Origin of the sequence: Shinella zoogloeoides (assembly GCF_020883495.1) — a bacterium.
GTDB classification, from domain to species: Bacteria; Pseudomonadota; Alphaproteobacteria; order Rhizobiales; family Rhizobiaceae; genus Shinella; species Shinella zoogloeoides.
This window is the reverse complement of sequence record NZ_CP086610.1, coordinates 3,467,585-3,481,574: the sequence shown is the minus strand read 5'-3', so window position 1 is coordinate 3,481,574 and position 13,990 is coordinate 3,467,585. Positions and strand designations below refer to the sequence as shown.

Below are 13,990 nucleotides of genomic sequence, written 5' to 3'. Positions count from 1 at the left end.
AAGCCGGGCCGCAAACGCAAATGCCGGGCGCGCCGATGCGCCCGGATGTCCCTTCTTCGGGAAGGATCGACCTCAAAGGTCGATGATCGTGCCGCGGCCGTCGTTCCAGATGCGCGGCTCGCGCTGGCCCGGAGCCCTGCGGTCGGCGCGGGCGCGCGCACGCACCGGGGCCGGCTGGAGCTTGGCGGCAAGCATGGACCCGAGCATCAGCACGGCGACGATGCCGGCGATGGCGAGGCCCACGGAGGCGGCGAACACGAAGGTCGCGCCGGCGATCATCAGGCTGAGGACGGTGAAGACGATGGAGCGGATGCGCTGCATTTTGATTTGCCCTTTCTCTGACAAGCAATGTGGGGGGCGATCTTGTTCATTGCAAGGCCGAATTTGGTAGCGCTTGCGACCTGCGGCAAAGCGCGGCACAAAGGCTGAATGAACAGAACGCCCCGCCACCATCCGCTCCGTCTGCGCCGCTCGGTGCTGACCGTTCCCGCCGTCAACGCCCGGGCGCTTGCCAAGTCGGCGACGCTCGATTGCGACGCCATCATCTTCGACCTGGAGGACTCCGTTCTGCCGGAGAAGAAGGCCGAGGCGCGCGAGGCGCTGCTTGCGCATTTCGGGGCGCTGGACCGCGCGGCGGGCCGCGAGCATATCATCCGCATCAACCCGCTCGACGGGCCGGACGGCGTGCTCGACCTCGAAACGGCGCTGGCCTGCATGCCGGATGCGGTGCTGCTGCCGAAGGTGTCCGAGCCGCAGGACGTACTCACCGTCGCCGACTGGTTCTCCGAGGCCGGCGCCGACGACGGGCCGCGCCTCTGGGCGATGATCGAGACGGCGGCGGGCCTGCTCAACCTTTCGGCCATCGCCGAGGTGGGCCGCACCCGGGGCGGTCGGCTCGATTGCCTCGTCGTCGGCCTCAACGACCTGCGCGCGGAAACCGGCATCGCCGATATTGCGGGCCGCCCCTTCCTCGTGCCGCTGCTGCTGCAGGTGGTCGTCGCGGCGCGGGCCTCGGGGCTGGACGTCATCGACGCCGTCTTCAACGATTTTGGCGATGCGGACGGGCTTGCGGCCGAGTGCCGGCAGGGCCGCCAGATGGGTTTCGACGGCAAGATGCTGATCCACCCCGCGCAGATCGCCCCGGCCAACGAGGCTTACGGCGTGGCGGAAGCCGAGGCTGCCGAAGCGCTCGCCGTCGTCGCCGCCTTCGAGGCGCCCGAAAATGCCGGCAAGGCGGTCGTCAGCATCGCCGGCCGCATGGTCGAAAAGCTCCATGCCGACCAGGCCCGCCGCACCATCGCCCGGGCCGACCTGATCAACGAGAGAAAGAAGAACGCATGAAAGTCTATCGCTTCCTCACCGCCCCCGACGACGCCTCCTTCTGCCATAAGGTGACGCTGGCGCTGAACAAGGGCTGGGAACTGCACGGCTCGCCGACCTATGCCTACAATGCCGAGGCGAAGATCATGCAGTGCGGCCAGGCGGTGGTGAAGGACGTTCCGGGCAAGGAATACACGCCGGATATCAAGCTGTCGGAGCAGTAAGGCCGACAGGACGCGGCGGGTCAGCCCGCCGCGATCTCCGCGCTCGCCTCGATGCGCTCCATGTCGTCGTCCGACAGGCCGAAATGGTGGCCGATCTCGTGGATGAGGACGTGGGTGATGATGTCGCCGAGGGTTTCCTCGTTCTCGGCCCAGTAGTCGAGGATCGGGCGGCGATAGAGGGTGATGCGGTTCGGCATCTCGCCGGTCTCGACGGTGAAGCGCTCGCTGATACCGCGGCCCTCGAAGAGACCGAGCAGGTCGAAGGGCGTTTCCAGCGCCATGTCCTCGAAGACGTCGTCGGTCGGGAATTCTGCGATCTCGATGATGAGGTTGCCCGTCAGCGCGCGGAATTCCTCCGGCAGGTGGCCATAGGCCTCCAGCGCCAGGGATTCGAAGGTGCTGATGGTCGGGGCGTGGCGTGTCTGCCAATCCTCGGTCTGGTCGATACGGGCCATAGAGTCTCCTTTGCCCGTCATATAGACGATTTCCAGCGTTTTTCGAGGGTCGAATTTGCATGCCGCGCCTGCGCGGGACGCGGACGCCGCACGATTCGAGCCGTCCGGCCCGCCCAGGCGAAGAACGGGGCGGCGGCGCAATCCGGTCTGGGCCGGTATTTTGCAACAAATCGTGATCGGTCAGTTTGCCGCACCCGATGCGCCGGGCGCACCTGTCATCGAACTGTAACCCTATGAAAAGCCGACAGATTCATTCAAGATTAGAACGAGTCTAAATGAATGAGTCAGGAAGGCTGACCTGTTCATTCTTGACAACAAAGGTCGCCTTTTGCTTAATCCCGGAAACTCAGTGCTTTGCGTATGACGGGCAAGACGAAATGCTGGTGTGTAGCTGCAATTTCATCACCGATAAGGAAATCGTTGACGTGGTCAACAGCCTCCTCGACGAGGACTGTTGGCAGCTCATCGTGCCCGCGAAAGTCTATCATGCGATGCAGAAGCGCGGCCGTTGCTGCGGCTGTTTCCCCAACGTCGTCGACATCATCATCCGCACCACCGAGCAGTATCACGCCCGTCGTGACTCGACGGATGCCGAGATATTTGATTTCATGACCCGCCTCAAACAATTCCATGAAGAAAACAGGAGAGCGGACCTTGAAAGGCGACAAAAAAGTCATCGAGCAGCTTAACGAAGCGCTCTATCTCGAGCTGGGTGCTGTCAACCAGTACTGGCTCCACTACCGCCTTCTCGAAGACTGGGGTTACACGCTTCTCGCCAAGAAGGAGCGCGCCGAGTCCATCGAAGAGATGCAGCACGCCGACAAGCTGGTCGCCCGCATCATCTTCCTCGAAGGCCACCCGAACCTTCAGACCGTCGCGCCCATGCGCATCGGCCAGAACGTCAAGGAAGTGCTGGAAGCCGACCTTGCCGGCGAATACGACGCCCGTGCGGCCTACAAGAAGTCGCGCGACATCTGTTATGAAGCCGGTGACTATGTCAGCATGAAGCTCTTCGAGGAGCTGCTGATCGACGAGGAAGGCCATATCGACTTCCTCGAAACCCAGCTCGAACTGCTCGGCACGATCGGCGAAGCGAAATACGGCCAGCTCAACGCGGCCCCGGCCAACGAAGCGGAATAAGTTTCGGCCTTTGCAGATACGAAAAACCCCGGCTTTGCCGGGGTTTTTTGTTTCAGGGCGCCAGATGCGCGAAGGCCGCGACGACCTCCTCGTAGACCTTGCGCTTGAAGGGCACGATCAGGCCCGGCAGGTCGCGCATCGCCTTCCATTCCCAGGCGTCGAATTCCGCCTCGTGGCCGCCCGGCGGCGGGTTGATGGCGATCTCGTTTTCCGCGCCTTCGAAGCGGAAGGCGAACCAGCGCTGGGTCTGGCCGCGATACTTGCCCTTGAGGCCGATGCCGAGGAGATGGGCCGGCAGGTCGTAGTCGATCCAGCGGCCGGCATCCGCGATGAGGGATACGCTCTTCATGCCGGTCTCTTCGTAAAGCTCGCGATAGGCGGCTTCCAGCGGGTCCTCGCCCTTGTCGATGCCGCCCTGCGGCATCTGCCAGAGCTGCGGCGAGCCGTCATATTCCGAATTGCCGACGGGAATGCGCCGGCCGGCCCAGACCTTGTTGTCGGCGTTCAGCACCATGATGCCGACGCAGGGGCGGTAGGGCAGATCCTCGGCCCGCACCACCTTGTCCTTATCCTTGCCCATCGAAGTGTCCTATTTTCTGGCGGGAACGGCCGCGAGCGAGGCGACGCCGACGATCTCGATGCCGCGTGTTTCCGCTTCCTCGCACCATTTGCGGATGGCGTCCACACTTTCGTCGAAGGCCGAGGCGATGCCGATGGCCGTGCCGTTGCGCCGCGCGATGCGTTCCAGTTCGTCGAGTTTCTTCAGCACCGCCGCCTCGGAAAGATCGGCGTCGAGCTGGAGGTCGGCGAAGGCGTGCGGCGCTTCGATTGCGCCTGCAAGGGTGCCGGAGAGCGACTGCGCCGTGCTGCCGTCGTCGAGGAAGAGAAGGCCGCGGCTGGCAATGTCGCGCATGACCGGCTCCAGCGCATCGGCATTCGACAGGAAGCGGCCGCCCATGAAGTTGACGATGCCGGTATAATTGGTGAGCCGCGCCATGGCGCTGTGCAGCTCGGCAAGGTTCTGCGCCTCGCTCATATCCGTGCGCAGCGTGAAGGCGCCGGGATCGTTCTGCGGAAAGTCGAAGGGTTCGAGCGGCATCTGCAGCAGGATTTCGTGGCCGCCGCGGCGCGCCTCCTGCATCCAGCGCGGCAGGCTGTTGCCGCTGGCGGCGAAGGCGAGCGTCACTTCGCCGGGCAGCTCGCGGATCGCCCGCTGCGTGCCTGTCTGGCTGAGGCCGAGGCCGCCGAGGACGATGGCGACGCGTGTGCCGCGCGTGCCGGACCAGGGCCGGGCATATTGATCCATCGGCCGCGTGCCATCGAGACCGATGACCGGGATCTTGCCGTCCGACGTCTCTTCCAGCAGGTCCTCGTTCGGGAAGGCGGCGCTGCGGGCGTCCTGGCCGATCCGGTTCGCCTCGATGATGAGCGGGCCGGCGCCGTCGCGGGCGCCGGGCGAATATTTGCGGACCACGTTGCCGTTCTCGGTCAGCGTTTCCTCGACGCGGGCGCCGGAAAGTCCGTTGGCCCGGCGCACGCCGTCGCCGGCCTCGGCCGTCTTCTGATCGGCTTTGGCCTCGGCGACGGTTTGTTCGGCGGGGATGGGAAGGGAGGCGGTGCGCAATCCGCTCGGTGTCAGCGCCGTCCAGCCGGAAAAGCCAAGGAGGCCGATGGCCGCGAGCGTGAACGCGATCGTTCCGCGCGAGAACCGGGACGGTCCCGCGGGTCCTGGCCTTGCCTTGCGGTTCTGGCCGAGAGGTGCGTGAATATCTGTGCCCAAGGTCAGTCCGCGCTGGCCGGAAGGTGCGGGAAAACGAGGCCCGTGCGGTCACGGGCCTCGTGAAGGCGGGTTACTGCTTCAGCTCGGCCTTTTCCGGATTGGCCGGGAAGGCCGGATCGGTCTTCTGGCCGCGCAGCAGTTCCAGCGCATACTGGAGCTGCTTGTCGTCCTTGGCTTCCGGCGGCACATAGGCCGAGGAGCCCGAGCCGGCGTCCGTCTCGCTCTGGCCCTGGATATGGCCGCGCAGGCTGGATTCGCTGGCGTTTTCGACCTTGCCCTGAAGCTCGGGCGGCAGCGGCTGCTCGACCGTGATGTCCGGCGTGATGCCGGTGCCCTGGATCGATTTGCCCGACGGCGTGTAGTAGAGCGCCGTCGTCAGGCGCAGCGCGCCGGCGTCGCCCATCGGAATGATGGTCTGCACGGAACCCTTGCCGAAGGAACGCGTGCCGAGCACGGTGGCGCGGCGCAGGTCCTGCAGCGCGCCGGCGACGATTTCCGATGCCGAAGCCGAGCCGCCATTGATCATGACGATAACCGGCTTGCCGTCGACGATGTCGCCCGGCGTCGCGTTGAAGCGGCGGGTGTCCTCCTCGTCGCGGCCGCGGGTCGAGACGACCTCGCCGCGCTCCAGGAAGGCGTCGGAGACGTTGATCGCCTGGTCGAGCAGGCCGCCCGGATTGAGGCGCAGGTCCAGCACGTAGCCCTTCAGCTTGTCGGCCGGAACCTCTTCCTTGATCTTGTTGATCGCGGCTTCCAGGTCGTCATAGGTCTTGTCCGTGAAGGAGATGACGCGCAGATAACCGACATCGCCCTCGACGCGCGACTTGACCGCCTTCACGGCGATGATGTCGCGCACGACGGTCAGTTCGATCGGCTTGTCGGCGCCCTTGCGGATCAGCGTCAGCTTGATCGGCGTGTTGACGGCGCCGCGCATCTTTTCGACCGCTTCTTCCAGCTTCAGGCCGCGCACGTCCACGCCGTCGATCTTCGCGATGAAGTCGCCGGCCAGAACGCCCGCGCGGGCCGCCGGCGTGTCGTCGATCGGGGTGATGACCTTGACGAGCTCGTCTTCCATCGTGACCTCGATGCCGAGGCCGCCGAATTCGCCGCGCGTCTGGGTGCGCATGTCCTCGGCGTCCTTCGCATTCATGTAGGACGAATGCGGGTCGAGCGAGGTGAGCATGCCGTTGATGGCGTTCTCGATGAGCTGGTCTTCCTTGGGCGGCGTCACGTACTGGGCGCGCACGCGCTCGAAGACGTCGCCGAAGATGGAAAGCTCGCGATAGGTCGACGAGCCGGCGGCTTCGGCGGGCAGCGTGACCGTGTTGATGACGCTCATGGCCGTGGCACCCATGAGTGCACCGACAATAACAAGTGAAGCCCTACGAATCATTGCGTGCCTTTCCAGGATTTTTTGCGGACCACCACGGTCGGGAATCAACCGGTTTTCCGTTTTTTCGGAATTCAATGTAGAGTGTCGGCTTGTCTGTTTCCAGCGTCAAAGCGTTGACACTCGCGACCCTTTTCTCGCCCATCGTGGCAAGCGGTTCTCCCGCCACGACGAACTGCCCTTCGCGCACATTCACCTTGTCCATGCCGGCCAGCACCAGATGGTAGCCCTCGCCGGCGTTCAGGATGATCATGCGTCCATAGCTGCGGAACGTTCCGGCGAAGACGATCCAACCGTCCGCGGGCGCCGTCACCAGCGCGCCCGGATTGGCGGCCAGCGTCAGCCCCTGCGAATCATGGCCGGTGCCGTCCGCCTCGCCAAACTGGCGCAGGACGTCGCCCGCCACGGGAAAATCGAGTTTTGCCTGCAGCTCCGGGAATTCATATGCCGGAGCAATGCGGTTTTTGTCGGGCATCGTCTCGCGGGCAAGCGCCCTCGCCTTTTCCCGCTCCGCGTCGCTCTGGTTGCGCCGCTCCTCTTCCTTGGAGCGGGCCAGCGCGGCGGCGTCGCGCACCGAGCCGATTTCCTGCTCCAGGCTGCCGATCAGGCCTTCGAGGCTTGTCGCGCGGGCGGCGAGTTCCTCGGCCCGGCGGCGCTCGGCGGCAAGCGTGCGGCTGTTCGTCTGTGTCAGCGCCTCGTTCTCGGCGACCAGCAGCTCGACGCGCTTTTCCGCCTCGATGCGCACCTGCATGGCGTCGGTCAGTTCGGTCTTTTCCCGGTCGATGTCGCTCTTGATGTCCATGAGGGCGGAGAGGTCGTCGATGAGCGCGTCCGTCTCCTTGCGGATGCCGGGCACGACCGCGCCGAGCAGGATGGCGCTGCGCACGGAGGCGAGCGCATCGTCCGGCGTCACCAGCAGGGCCGGCGGCGGGTTGCGGCCCATGCGCTGGAGCGCGGCCAGCACCTCGGCAAGCAGCCCGCGGCGCTCGTGCAGCGAGGCGCGCACGCCCGCCTCCTCCTCGCGCATGCCCTCCAGCCGCTTCTCGCCGTCGAGGATTTTGCCTTCCATCTCCTTGCGCAGCGCGGCCGACTTGACGATCTCCTCGCGCAGAGTCTGCCGCGACTTTTCCAGCGTGGCGATCTCGGCTTCGAGCTGCTTCGTCTTCTCGTCGGAAACGGTGATGGACTGGGAGAGCGTTTCCAGTTCGCGCCGCGTGCTGTCGCGGCGCAGCGCAAGGGCGGCGGCCGGGTCCGGCTCGGCCTTGGGCAATGCCCCGGTCTTTTCCAGCGCGGCGGCGGCGCCCTGCGGTTCGGCACGGAGAGGCTGACAGATGAGCGCCGGCAGCAGGACGGCAGACAGCAATGCCGGCCGCAGCAGGCGGCTGACACCCTTGCCGGAATTGGCTGTGCCCGTCTTCCTCATCGCTTCCCGAATGTCCGTTATGCCCGCTCTATGCTGATTTGCCGATTTCGCCAAGAAACAGCGCCGAAAATACGGCTTTGCCATGATGCCCGTCAGGGCTTGCGCGGCGGTGGCGTCAACTACGATGGTAGGGATGGCCGGAGAGGATGGTGACGGCGCGATAGAGCTGTTCGGCGAGCAGGATGCGCACGAGCTGGTGCGGCCAGGTCATCTTGCCGAGGCAGAGCGTGGCGTTTGCCCGCTCGTAGAGGGCGGGGTCCAGTCCGTCGGCGCCGCCGATGGCGATCATCAGGTCGCGCTTTCCCGAATCGCGGAAGCCGCCGAGAAGATCGGCAAAGGCGGGGGAATCGAGCGATTTGCCGCGCTCGTCGAGCAGGATCAGCACGGCGCCGTCGGGCAGCGCCTTTTCCAGCATCGCCGCTTCCTCGCGCTTGCGCGTCTCGGCATTGCCGGCCCGGCTTTCGCCGACTTCGGCAAGCTTGCCGAGTTCGAGGCCGATGGCGGGACCGGCCTTCGCGAAACGGTCGATATAGCGGGCCGCAAGTTCCTTCTCAGGGCCGGCCTTCAGCCGTCCCACCGAAAAAAGTCCCACCCGCATCGCCCAAAGCCCTGTCCGTTCGGGCGGCGCTCAGCCGCGCCACCGTTGTTCCTCGCCGGACAGGCGCCCGGCGTTCTGAATTAGTGTACCGTACCGTCTTCGATCTCGGGAGCCGCCCACATCCGTTCGATGTTGTAGAACTCCCGGATTTCCGGCCGGAACACATGGATGATGATATCGCCGGTGTCGATCAGCACCCAGTCGCCCGCCTCAAGGCCCTCGACGCGGGCATTGCCCAGGCCTTCGTCCTTGAGATCGGTGATGAGGTGATCGGCGATCGCCGTGACATGACGGTTCGAGCGTCCGGACACGACCACCATGTAGTCGCCCAGCGCCGATTTGCCGGCAATGTTGATGGTGACGATATCTTCCGCCTTGGAGTCCTCGAGGCTGGCGAGGACCAGTTGAAGGGCCCGGTCGGCGGCATCATCGCCCCGTCCCGCGCTCCTGGAGAAAACGCCGACGACGTTTCCCTTTGCGTGCACTGTTGTCAGGTTCGTTCCTTTCCGAATAACAAAACAGCACGTCCGTACCGGCAAACCGCGCCGACACCTACTAAATGTAGGCACCGATGGGTATGAGTTTCAAGACGTCACTTCTGATGGATGGTTTTTTCCAGGGCCATTTGGTCGCGCAGCGCCGTGGAGGAAAGCGGCGAGCGCGGCCCGTGAATGAAGGTCCAGGCGGGCGCGCGGCGGCCCGCCAGCGACATCGCGTCCTCCTCGTCGACGCGCGCATAGTCGAAGGTTTTCGCCATGCGCGAGGAGAGGTAGGCAAGCGTCGAGCCGGGCCGGTCGATGACAGCGATGGGGAAGGTGCAGGCGATCTTCTGCCAGTTCTGCCAGCGATGGAAGGTGCCGAGATTGTCCGCGCCCATGATCCAGATGAAGTGGACGCCGCTATTCAGCGCCTGCACCCGCTCCAGCGTCCTTGCCGTATAGCTCTGGCCGAGCCGCTTCTCGAAGGCCGTTACCTTGACACGTGGACCGGGCGCCATTGCTTCGCTGAGACGGATGCGCTCGGCGAGCGGGGCGAGCTGCCGGTGATCCTTCAGGGGATTGCCGGGGGTGACCATCCACCAGAGCTGGTCGAGACCGAGGCGGCGCAGCGCGATTTCCGCGACGAGCGCATGGCCCTGATGCGGCGGGTTGAAGGAGCCGCCGAACAGGCCGACCTTCATGCCCTTTTCGACATGCGGCATCCTCAGATAGCGCTCTGCCACCGCCTCCGCCGTCACGTCAGGGCCGCACCTGTCCGGTGCCGCGCACCCGGTATTTGAAGGAGGTGAGCTGCTCGACGCCGACAGGGCCGCGCGCATGCATCTTGCCGGTGGCGATGCCGATCTCGCCGCCCATGCCGAATTCGCCGCCATCGGCGAACTGGGTGGAGGCGTTGTGCAGGAGGATCGCCGAATCGATTTCCGTGAAGAAGCGCTCGACGACGGCGGGATCTTCCGCGATCACCGCCTCCGTATGGGCGGAGGACCAGCGGTTGATATGCTCGATGGCCCCGGAAATGCCGTCGACCAGCGAGACGGAGAGGATGGCGTCGAGATATTCCGTTGCCCAGTCCGCGTCCGTTGCGGGAACGAGGTTCAGGATGCGGGCGCGGATTTCCTCCGTCGCGCGCACTTCGCAGCCGGCGGCCACGAGGCCCTCGACCAGCGGGGCGAGATGGGTATCGGCAACAGCGCGGTCGATCAGCAGCGTTTCCATCGAGCCGCAGACGCCCGTACGGCGCATCTTGGCGTTGACGACGACCCGCTTCGCCATGTCGAGGTCGGCCGACTTGTCGACATAGATGTGGCAGAGGCCTTCGAGATGGGCGAAGACCGGCACGCGCGCCTCGCTCTGCACGCGGGCGACGAGGCTCTTGCCGCCGCGCGGCACGATGACGTCGATGGCCCCGCCGAGGCCGGACAGCATGGCGCCGACGGCGGCGCGGTCCGTCACCGGCACATATTGGATCGCATGCTCTGGAAGGCCGGCGGCCTTGAGGCCGGCGACGAGGCAGGAATGGATCGCCTGCGATGAATTCACGCTGTCCGAACCGCCGCGCAGGATCACGGCATTGCCGGCCTTCAGGCACAGCGCGCCGGCATCCGCCGTCACGTTCGGCCGGCTCTCGTAGATGACGCCGATGACGCCGAGCGGCGTGCGCACGCGCTCGATATGCAGGCCGTTCGGGCGGTCCCATTCGGCGATGACGTCGCCGACAGGGTCCTTGAGCGCGGCGATATCGCGGATCGCGCCGGCAATGCCCTCGATGCGCTCGGCCGTCAGCGTCAGCCGGTCGATGAAGGAGGCGGCGACGCCGCTTTCCTTCGCATTGGCAAGGTCGATGGTATTGGCGGCAAGGATCGCCTCGCGGTTGGCGAGGATTTCCGCCGCCATGGCTTCGAGCGCGCGGTTCTTCTGATCAGTCGTGGCGATGGCGAGTGGGCGGGCGGCGGCGCGGGCGTTGCGGCCGATTTCGGCCATCAGGCTGTCGATGTCGGTTTTCACCTGGTCAAGCATGACTCATGTCCCTCCCCGCCTCGGTGGTGACGGGCAGCCCGGTCACCACGAGATCGTCCCTGTGCACCATCGCGGCGCGCCCGGCATAACCGAGAATGGCGGCGATATCCGCCGATTTCTTGCCGACGATCAGCCGCGCCTCGTCGGCATCGTAGCCGGCAAGGCCGCGGGCGATCTCGCGGCCGCTCGTGCCGTAGATCGAAACCGTATCGCCGCGCGAGAACGAGCCCCAGACGCCGCGCACACCGGCAGGCAGCAGGCTCTTGCCGGCAGAAAGCGCCGTTTCCGCACCGGCATCGATCTCCAGCCTTCCGGCCGGCTGCAACTGCCCGGCAATCCAGGTTTTCCGCGCGGTGACGGGCGACCCGGAAGGGGCGAACCAGGAGGAGCGCGCGCCCTCTTCGATGGCGCGCAGCGGATGGTCGACCTTGCCCGAGGCGATGATCATGGCGCAGCCCGCACCCGTCGCGATCTTGCCGGCGTCGATCTTGGTGCGCATGCCGCCGCGCGACAGTTCCGAAGCCGCACCGCCCGCCATCGCCTCGATCTCGGGTGTGATAGCGTCAATGGTATCGAGGAAGCGTGCCTCAGGGTCGAGATGCGGCGGGGCCGTATAGAGGCCGTCGATATCGGAAAGCAGGACCAGCAGGTCCGCGCCCGTCATCGTGGCGACGCGGGCGGCGAGGCGGTCGTTGTCGCCGTAGCGGATTTCCGTTGTCGCGACCGTGTCGTTTTCGTTGATGATCGGCACCGCGCCGAGTTTCAGGAGCTGGCTGATCGTCGCACGAGCATTGAGGTAGCGGCGGCGCTCTTCCGTGTCGCCCAGCGTGAGCAGAATCTGGCCGGCGACGATGCCGTCCGCCGAAAGGCTTTCCGACCAGGCGCGGGCAAGCGCGATCTGACCGACGGCGGCGGCGGCCTGGCTTTCCTCCAGCTTCAGCGCGCCCGCCGGCACCTTCAGCACCGAGCGGCCGAGCGCGATGGCGCCTGAGGAGACGACGAGAACGTCCGTGCCACCGGCCCGGAGCGCCGCGATGTCCCGGCACATGGCGTCGAGCCATGCCTTCTTCAGGCCGCTCGCCCGGTCGACGAGCAGGGCCGAGCCGATCTTGATCACAATCCGGCGGTATTTTCCGAGCGGTTTGCGGTTCTTCGTCATCTCAGTCGTCGGATCCGGTATTCTTGGCTTGAACGATGATGTCGCGCAGCGCCCGCAGCGTGCCCGTCATGCCGACATTGGCGACCGCGGAAAGCTGCAGCGGCGTCTGCCCGCAGGCTTTCGCCAGCGCCTTGGACTTCTTCTTCAGCTCTTCCTCGTCGAGCACGTCGATCTGCGAGAGGGCGACGATCTCCGGCTTGTCGGTGATGCCGCCGCCATAGGCTTCCAGCTCGCGCTTCACCGTCTTGTAGGCTTTCGCGACATCCTCCTCCTGCGCGGAGACGAGATGCAGCAGAACGCGCGTGCGCTCGACATGGCCGAGGAAGCGGTCGCCAAGGCCGATCCCGTCATGCGCCCCCTCGATGAGGCCCGGAATGTCCGCAAGGATGAATTCCGCGCCGTCGATGGTCGCGACGCCGAGGTTCGGATGCAGCGTCGTGAACGGATAGTTAGCGATTTTCGGCCGGGCGCGGGTGCAGGTCGCAAGGAAGGTCGACTTGCCGGCATTCGGCAGGCCGACGAGGCCGGCATCGGCGATCAGCTTGAGGCGAAGCCAGATGGTCTTCTCATCGCCCGCAAGGCCGGGATTGGCCCAGGTCGGCGCCTGGTTGGTGGCCGACTTGAAATGCGCGTTGCCGAAGCCGCCATTGCCGCCGGCCGCCAGCTTGAAGCGCTGCCCCTCGACCGTCAGGTCGATGATCAGCGTCTCGTTGTCTTCCTCGAAGATCTGCGTGCCGACCGGCACCTTCAGCGTCACGCTCGCGCCATTCGCGCCGGTGCGGTTGCGGCCCATGCCATGCGTGCCGATGGACGCCTTGAAATGCTGTTGGTAGCGGAAATCGATCAGCGTGTTGAGGCCGTTGACGGCCTCGACCCACACGTCGCCGCCGCGACCGCCGTCGCCGCCGTCCGGGCCGCCGAATTCCACGAATTTTTCGCGGCGGAACGAGACAGCCCCTGCCCCGCCGTCGCCGGAGCGGATATAGACTTTTGCTTCGTCCAGGAACTTCATTGGCTCGCCGTTTGCTTTACTTTGATCGTCATGGTCATTTTGCCGTCTTCGATATAGCCGCTTCCCGCAGAGGTCAAAGACTATCGTGAAATTCGTCAGCTACAACGTCCAGTACGGCATCGGTCTCGATGATCGTTTCGACCTGCCGCGCATCGCCTCCAGCATCCACGGCGCCGATATCATCGCCCTGCAGGAAGTGACGCGGAACTTCCATCGCAATGGCCATGTCGACATGGTCGACGAGCTGCGCACGCTGCTCGCCAATCACTACTCCGTCTTCGGCCCGGCCTGCGACCTCGATGCCGGCTCGGCGATCGAGAAGGGCCGGGTGGTCAATCGCCGCTTCCAGTTCGGCAACATGATCTTCTCCCGCTGGCCGATCCTCTCGACCCGCACGATCCTCCTGCCGCGCACCCGCACGCTCGACAAGCTGAACCTGCAGCGCGGCGCGACCGAGGCGGTGATCGCAACGCCCGGCGGGCCGATCCGCGTTTATTCCGTGCATCTCGACCACGTTCACCGCGACGAGCGCATCGCGCAGATCCGCTATCTCAAGGACCGCGCCCGGCTTTACGGCGACGAGGGCGGCGCGATTTCCGGCGCGCATGAATTCGGTCTTGCCGAGCCTCCGGCGCCTGATGACTACGTGCTGATGGGCGACTTCAACATGGTGCCGGAATCGCCGGAATATTGCGAGATGGCCGGTGGTGTCGATCCGCTCTACGGACGGCAGATCCGCGCCACCAACCCGGTGGATGCGATCGCCGGCCTCGGCAAGCGCCATGCCGGCAGCTTTAGCTGGATCAACCCCACGGACCACACCGACCGCATGTTCCTCGACTACTGTTTCCTCAGCCACGGCCTTGTGGAGCGGCTGAAGGATGCCTGGGTCGACGAAACCGCCTTCGGCTCCGACCATATGCCGGTCTGGTTCGAACTGAGCTGACGGGAAGCGGGGCGGATCGCTCCGCCC

Annotated in this window: 17 protein-coding genes; 5 read left to right on the top strand and 12 right to left on the bottom strand. The window is 65.4% G+C overall.

Annotated features, from left to right (window positions below; translation table 11 throughout):
- Window positions 1-72: 72 nt before the first annotated feature.
- Window positions 73-321, bottom strand: a complete 249-nt coding sequence (locus K8M09_RS17150) for a hypothetical protein (protein ID WP_160786197.1) — start codon at window positions 319-321, stop codon at window positions 73-75.
- A 108-nt stretch (window positions 322-429) separates the two neighbouring features.
- Here K8M09_RS17150 and K8M09_RS17145 point away from each other — a divergent pair, with 108 nt between their 5' ends.
- Entirely contained in the window at window positions 430-1,341 is a 912-nt protein-coding gene (locus tag K8M09_RS17145) for an HpcH/HpaI aldolase/citrate lyase family protein (protein WP_160786198.1), read from the top strand.
- A complete protein-coding gene (locus K8M09_RS17140) occupies window positions 1,338-1,544 on the top strand; it encodes a DUF1737 domain-containing protein (protein ID WP_160786199.1) in 207 nt (68 codons plus the stop codon). The genes K8M09_RS17145 and K8M09_RS17140 overlap by 4 nt, the downstream gene beginning before the upstream one ends.
- A gap of 20 nt (window positions 1,545-1,564) precedes the next feature.
- Here the strand turns inward: K8M09_RS17140 and K8M09_RS17135 are convergent, their stop codons facing one another.
- A complete protein-coding gene (locus K8M09_RS17135; protein WP_160786200.1) occupies window positions 1,565-1,999 on the bottom strand; it encodes a metallopeptidase family protein in 435 nt (144 codons plus the stop codon).
- Window positions 2,000-2,376: 377 nt separating this feature from the next.
- Between K8M09_RS17135 and K8M09_RS17130 the strand changes: the two genes are divergently transcribed.
- Window positions 2,377-2,688, top strand: a complete 312-nt coding sequence (locus K8M09_RS17130; protein WP_160786283.1) for a (2Fe-2S)-binding protein — start codon at window positions 2,377-2,379, stop codon at window positions 2,686-2,688.
- On the top strand, window positions 2,654-3,139 hold the full coding sequence (gene bfr / locus K8M09_RS17125) for a bacterioferritin (RefSeq protein ID WP_160786201.1): 486 nt from the start codon (window positions 2,654-2,656) through the stop codon (window positions 3,137-3,139). The genes K8M09_RS17130 and bfr overlap by 35 nt, the downstream gene beginning before the upstream one ends.
- Before the next feature lie 52 nt (window positions 3,140-3,191).
- Here the strand turns inward: bfr and K8M09_RS17120 are convergent, their stop codons facing one another.
- The 10 genes from K8M09_RS17120 to obgE all read right to left on the bottom strand — a co-directional run bounded on the left by K8M09_RS17120 (window position 3,192) and on the right by obgE (window position 13,017).
- Complete coding sequence (locus tag K8M09_RS17120) at window positions 3,192-3,719, bottom strand: RNA pyrophosphohydrolase (RefSeq protein WP_160786202.1); 528 nt, start codon at window positions 3,717-3,719, stop codon at window positions 3,192-3,194.
- Window positions 3,720-3,728: 9 nt separating this feature from the next.
- Window positions 3,729-4,919 (bottom strand): divergent polysaccharide deacetylase family protein, encoded by a 1,191-nt coding sequence (locus K8M09_RS17115; RefSeq protein ID WP_160786203.1) that lies wholly within the window; start codon window positions 4,917-4,919, stop codon window positions 3,729-3,731.
- A gap of 70 nt (window positions 4,920-4,989) precedes the next feature.
- Window positions 4,990-6,312, bottom strand: coding sequence for a S41 family peptidase (locus K8M09_RS17110; RefSeq protein ID WP_160786204.1), 1,323 nt, complete (start codon window positions 6,310-6,312; stop codon window positions 4,990-4,992).
- On the bottom strand, window positions 6,302-7,732 hold the full coding sequence (locus K8M09_RS17105; RefSeq protein ID WP_160786205.1) for a murein hydrolase activator EnvC family protein: 1,431 nt from the start codon (window positions 7,730-7,732) through the stop codon (window positions 6,302-6,304). The genes K8M09_RS17110 and K8M09_RS17105 overlap by 11 nt, the downstream gene beginning before the upstream one ends.
- Window positions 7,733-7,847: 115 nt before the next feature.
- Window positions 7,848-8,330: a 23S rRNA (pseudouridine(1915)-N(3))-methyltransferase RlmH gene (gene rlmH / locus K8M09_RS17100; RefSeq protein WP_160786206.1), complete on the bottom strand. Its 483-nt coding sequence runs from the start codon at window positions 8,328-8,330 to the stop codon at window positions 7,848-7,850.
- An 80-nt stretch (window positions 8,331-8,410) separates the two neighbouring features.
- Window positions 8,411-8,869 carry a ribosome silencing factor gene (gene rsfS / locus K8M09_RS17095; protein ID WP_160786207.1) on the bottom strand — a complete coding sequence of 153 codons (459 nt, stop codon included), beginning with the start codon at window positions 8,867-8,869 and terminating at the stop codon, window positions 8,411-8,413.
- Between the two features lie 53 nt (window positions 8,870-8,922).
- Window positions 8,923-9,531 carry a nicotinate-nucleotide adenylyltransferase gene (locus tag K8M09_RS17090; protein WP_229342401.1) on the bottom strand — a complete coding sequence of 203 codons (609 nt, stop codon included), beginning with the start codon at window positions 9,529-9,531 and terminating at the stop codon, window positions 8,923-8,925.
- A gap of 37 nt (window positions 9,532-9,568) precedes the next feature.
- Complete coding sequence (locus K8M09_RS17085) at window positions 9,569-10,846, bottom strand: glutamate-5-semialdehyde dehydrogenase (RefSeq protein WP_160786209.1); 1,278 nt, start codon at window positions 10,844-10,846, stop codon at window positions 9,569-9,571.
- On the bottom strand, window positions 10,839-12,005 hold the full coding sequence (gene proB, locus K8M09_RS17080; RefSeq protein WP_160786210.1) for a glutamate 5-kinase: 1,167 nt from the start codon (window positions 12,003-12,005) through the stop codon (window positions 10,839-10,841). Before proB ends, K8M09_RS17085 begins: the two co-directional genes overlap by 8 nt.
- Before the next feature lies 1 nt (window position 12,006).
- The gene (obgE, locus tag K8M09_RS17075) at window positions 12,007-13,017 is read right to left on the bottom strand and encodes a GTPase ObgE (RefSeq protein WP_160786211.1); all 1,011 of its coding nucleotides are present in this window, start codon (window positions 13,015-13,017) and stop codon (window positions 12,007-12,009) included.
- Between the two features lie 85 nt (window positions 13,018-13,102).
- On the opposite strand from obgE, the gene K8M09_RS17070 reads away from it, so the two are divergent.
- Entirely contained in the window at window positions 13,103-13,963 is an 861-nt protein-coding gene (locus K8M09_RS17070; RefSeq protein WP_160786212.1) for an endonuclease/exonuclease/phosphatase family protein, read from the top strand.
- Window positions 13,964-13,990: the final 27 nt, after the last annotated feature.

Excerpts from the sequence above, each read along its gene's own strand:
- K8M09_RS17090 (WP_229342401.1), bottom strand. The coding sequence starts at position 9,531 with ATGCCGCATGTCGAAAAGGGCATGAAGGTCGGCCTGTTCGGCGGCTCC.
- proB (WP_160786210.1), bottom strand. The coding sequence starts at position 12,005 with ATGACGAAGAACCGCAAACCGCTCGGAAAATACCGCCGGATTGTGATC.
- K8M09_RS17105 (WP_160786205.1), bottom strand. The coding sequence starts at position 7,732 with ATGAGGAAGACGGGCACAGCCAATTCCGGCAAGGGTGTCAGCCGCCTG.
- K8M09_RS17150 (WP_160786197.1), bottom strand. The coding sequence starts at position 321 with ATGCAGCGCATCCGCTCCATCGTCTTCACCGTCCTCAGCCTGATGATC.
- obgE (WP_160786211.1), bottom strand. The coding sequence starts at position 13,017 with ATGAAGTTCCTGGACGAAGCAAAAGTCTATATCCGCTCCGGCGACGGC.
- K8M09_RS17085 (WP_160786209.1), bottom strand. The coding sequence starts at position 10,846 with ATGCTTGACCAGGTGAAAACCGACATCGACAGCCTGATGGCCGAAATC.
- K8M09_RS17135 (WP_160786200.1), bottom strand. The coding sequence starts at position 1,999 with ATGGCCCGTATCGACCAGACCGAGGATTGGCAGACACGCCACGCCCCG.
- K8M09_RS17130 (WP_160786283.1), top strand. The coding sequence starts at position 2,377 with ATGCTGGTGTGTAGCTGCAATTTCATCACCGATAAGGAAATCGTTGAC.
- rlmH (WP_160786206.1), bottom strand. The coding sequence starts at position 8,330 with ATGCGGGTGGGACTTTTTTCGGTGGGACGGCTGAAGGCCGGCCCTGAG.
- K8M09_RS17145 (WP_160786198.1), top strand. The coding sequence starts at position 430 with ATGAACAGAACGCCCCGCCACCATCCGCTCCGTCTGCGCCGCTCGGTG.
- K8M09_RS17120 (WP_160786202.1), bottom strand. The coding sequence starts at position 3,719 with ATGGGCAAGGATAAGGACAAGGTGGTGCGGGCCGAGGATCTGCCCTAC.
- K8M09_RS17110 (WP_160786204.1), bottom strand. The coding sequence starts at position 6,312 with ATGATTCGTAGGGCTTCACTTGTTATTGTCGGTGCACTCATGGGTGCC.
- K8M09_RS17140 (WP_160786199.1), top strand. The coding sequence starts at position 1,338 with ATGAAAGTCTATCGCTTCCTCACCGCCCCCGACGACGCCTCCTTCTGC.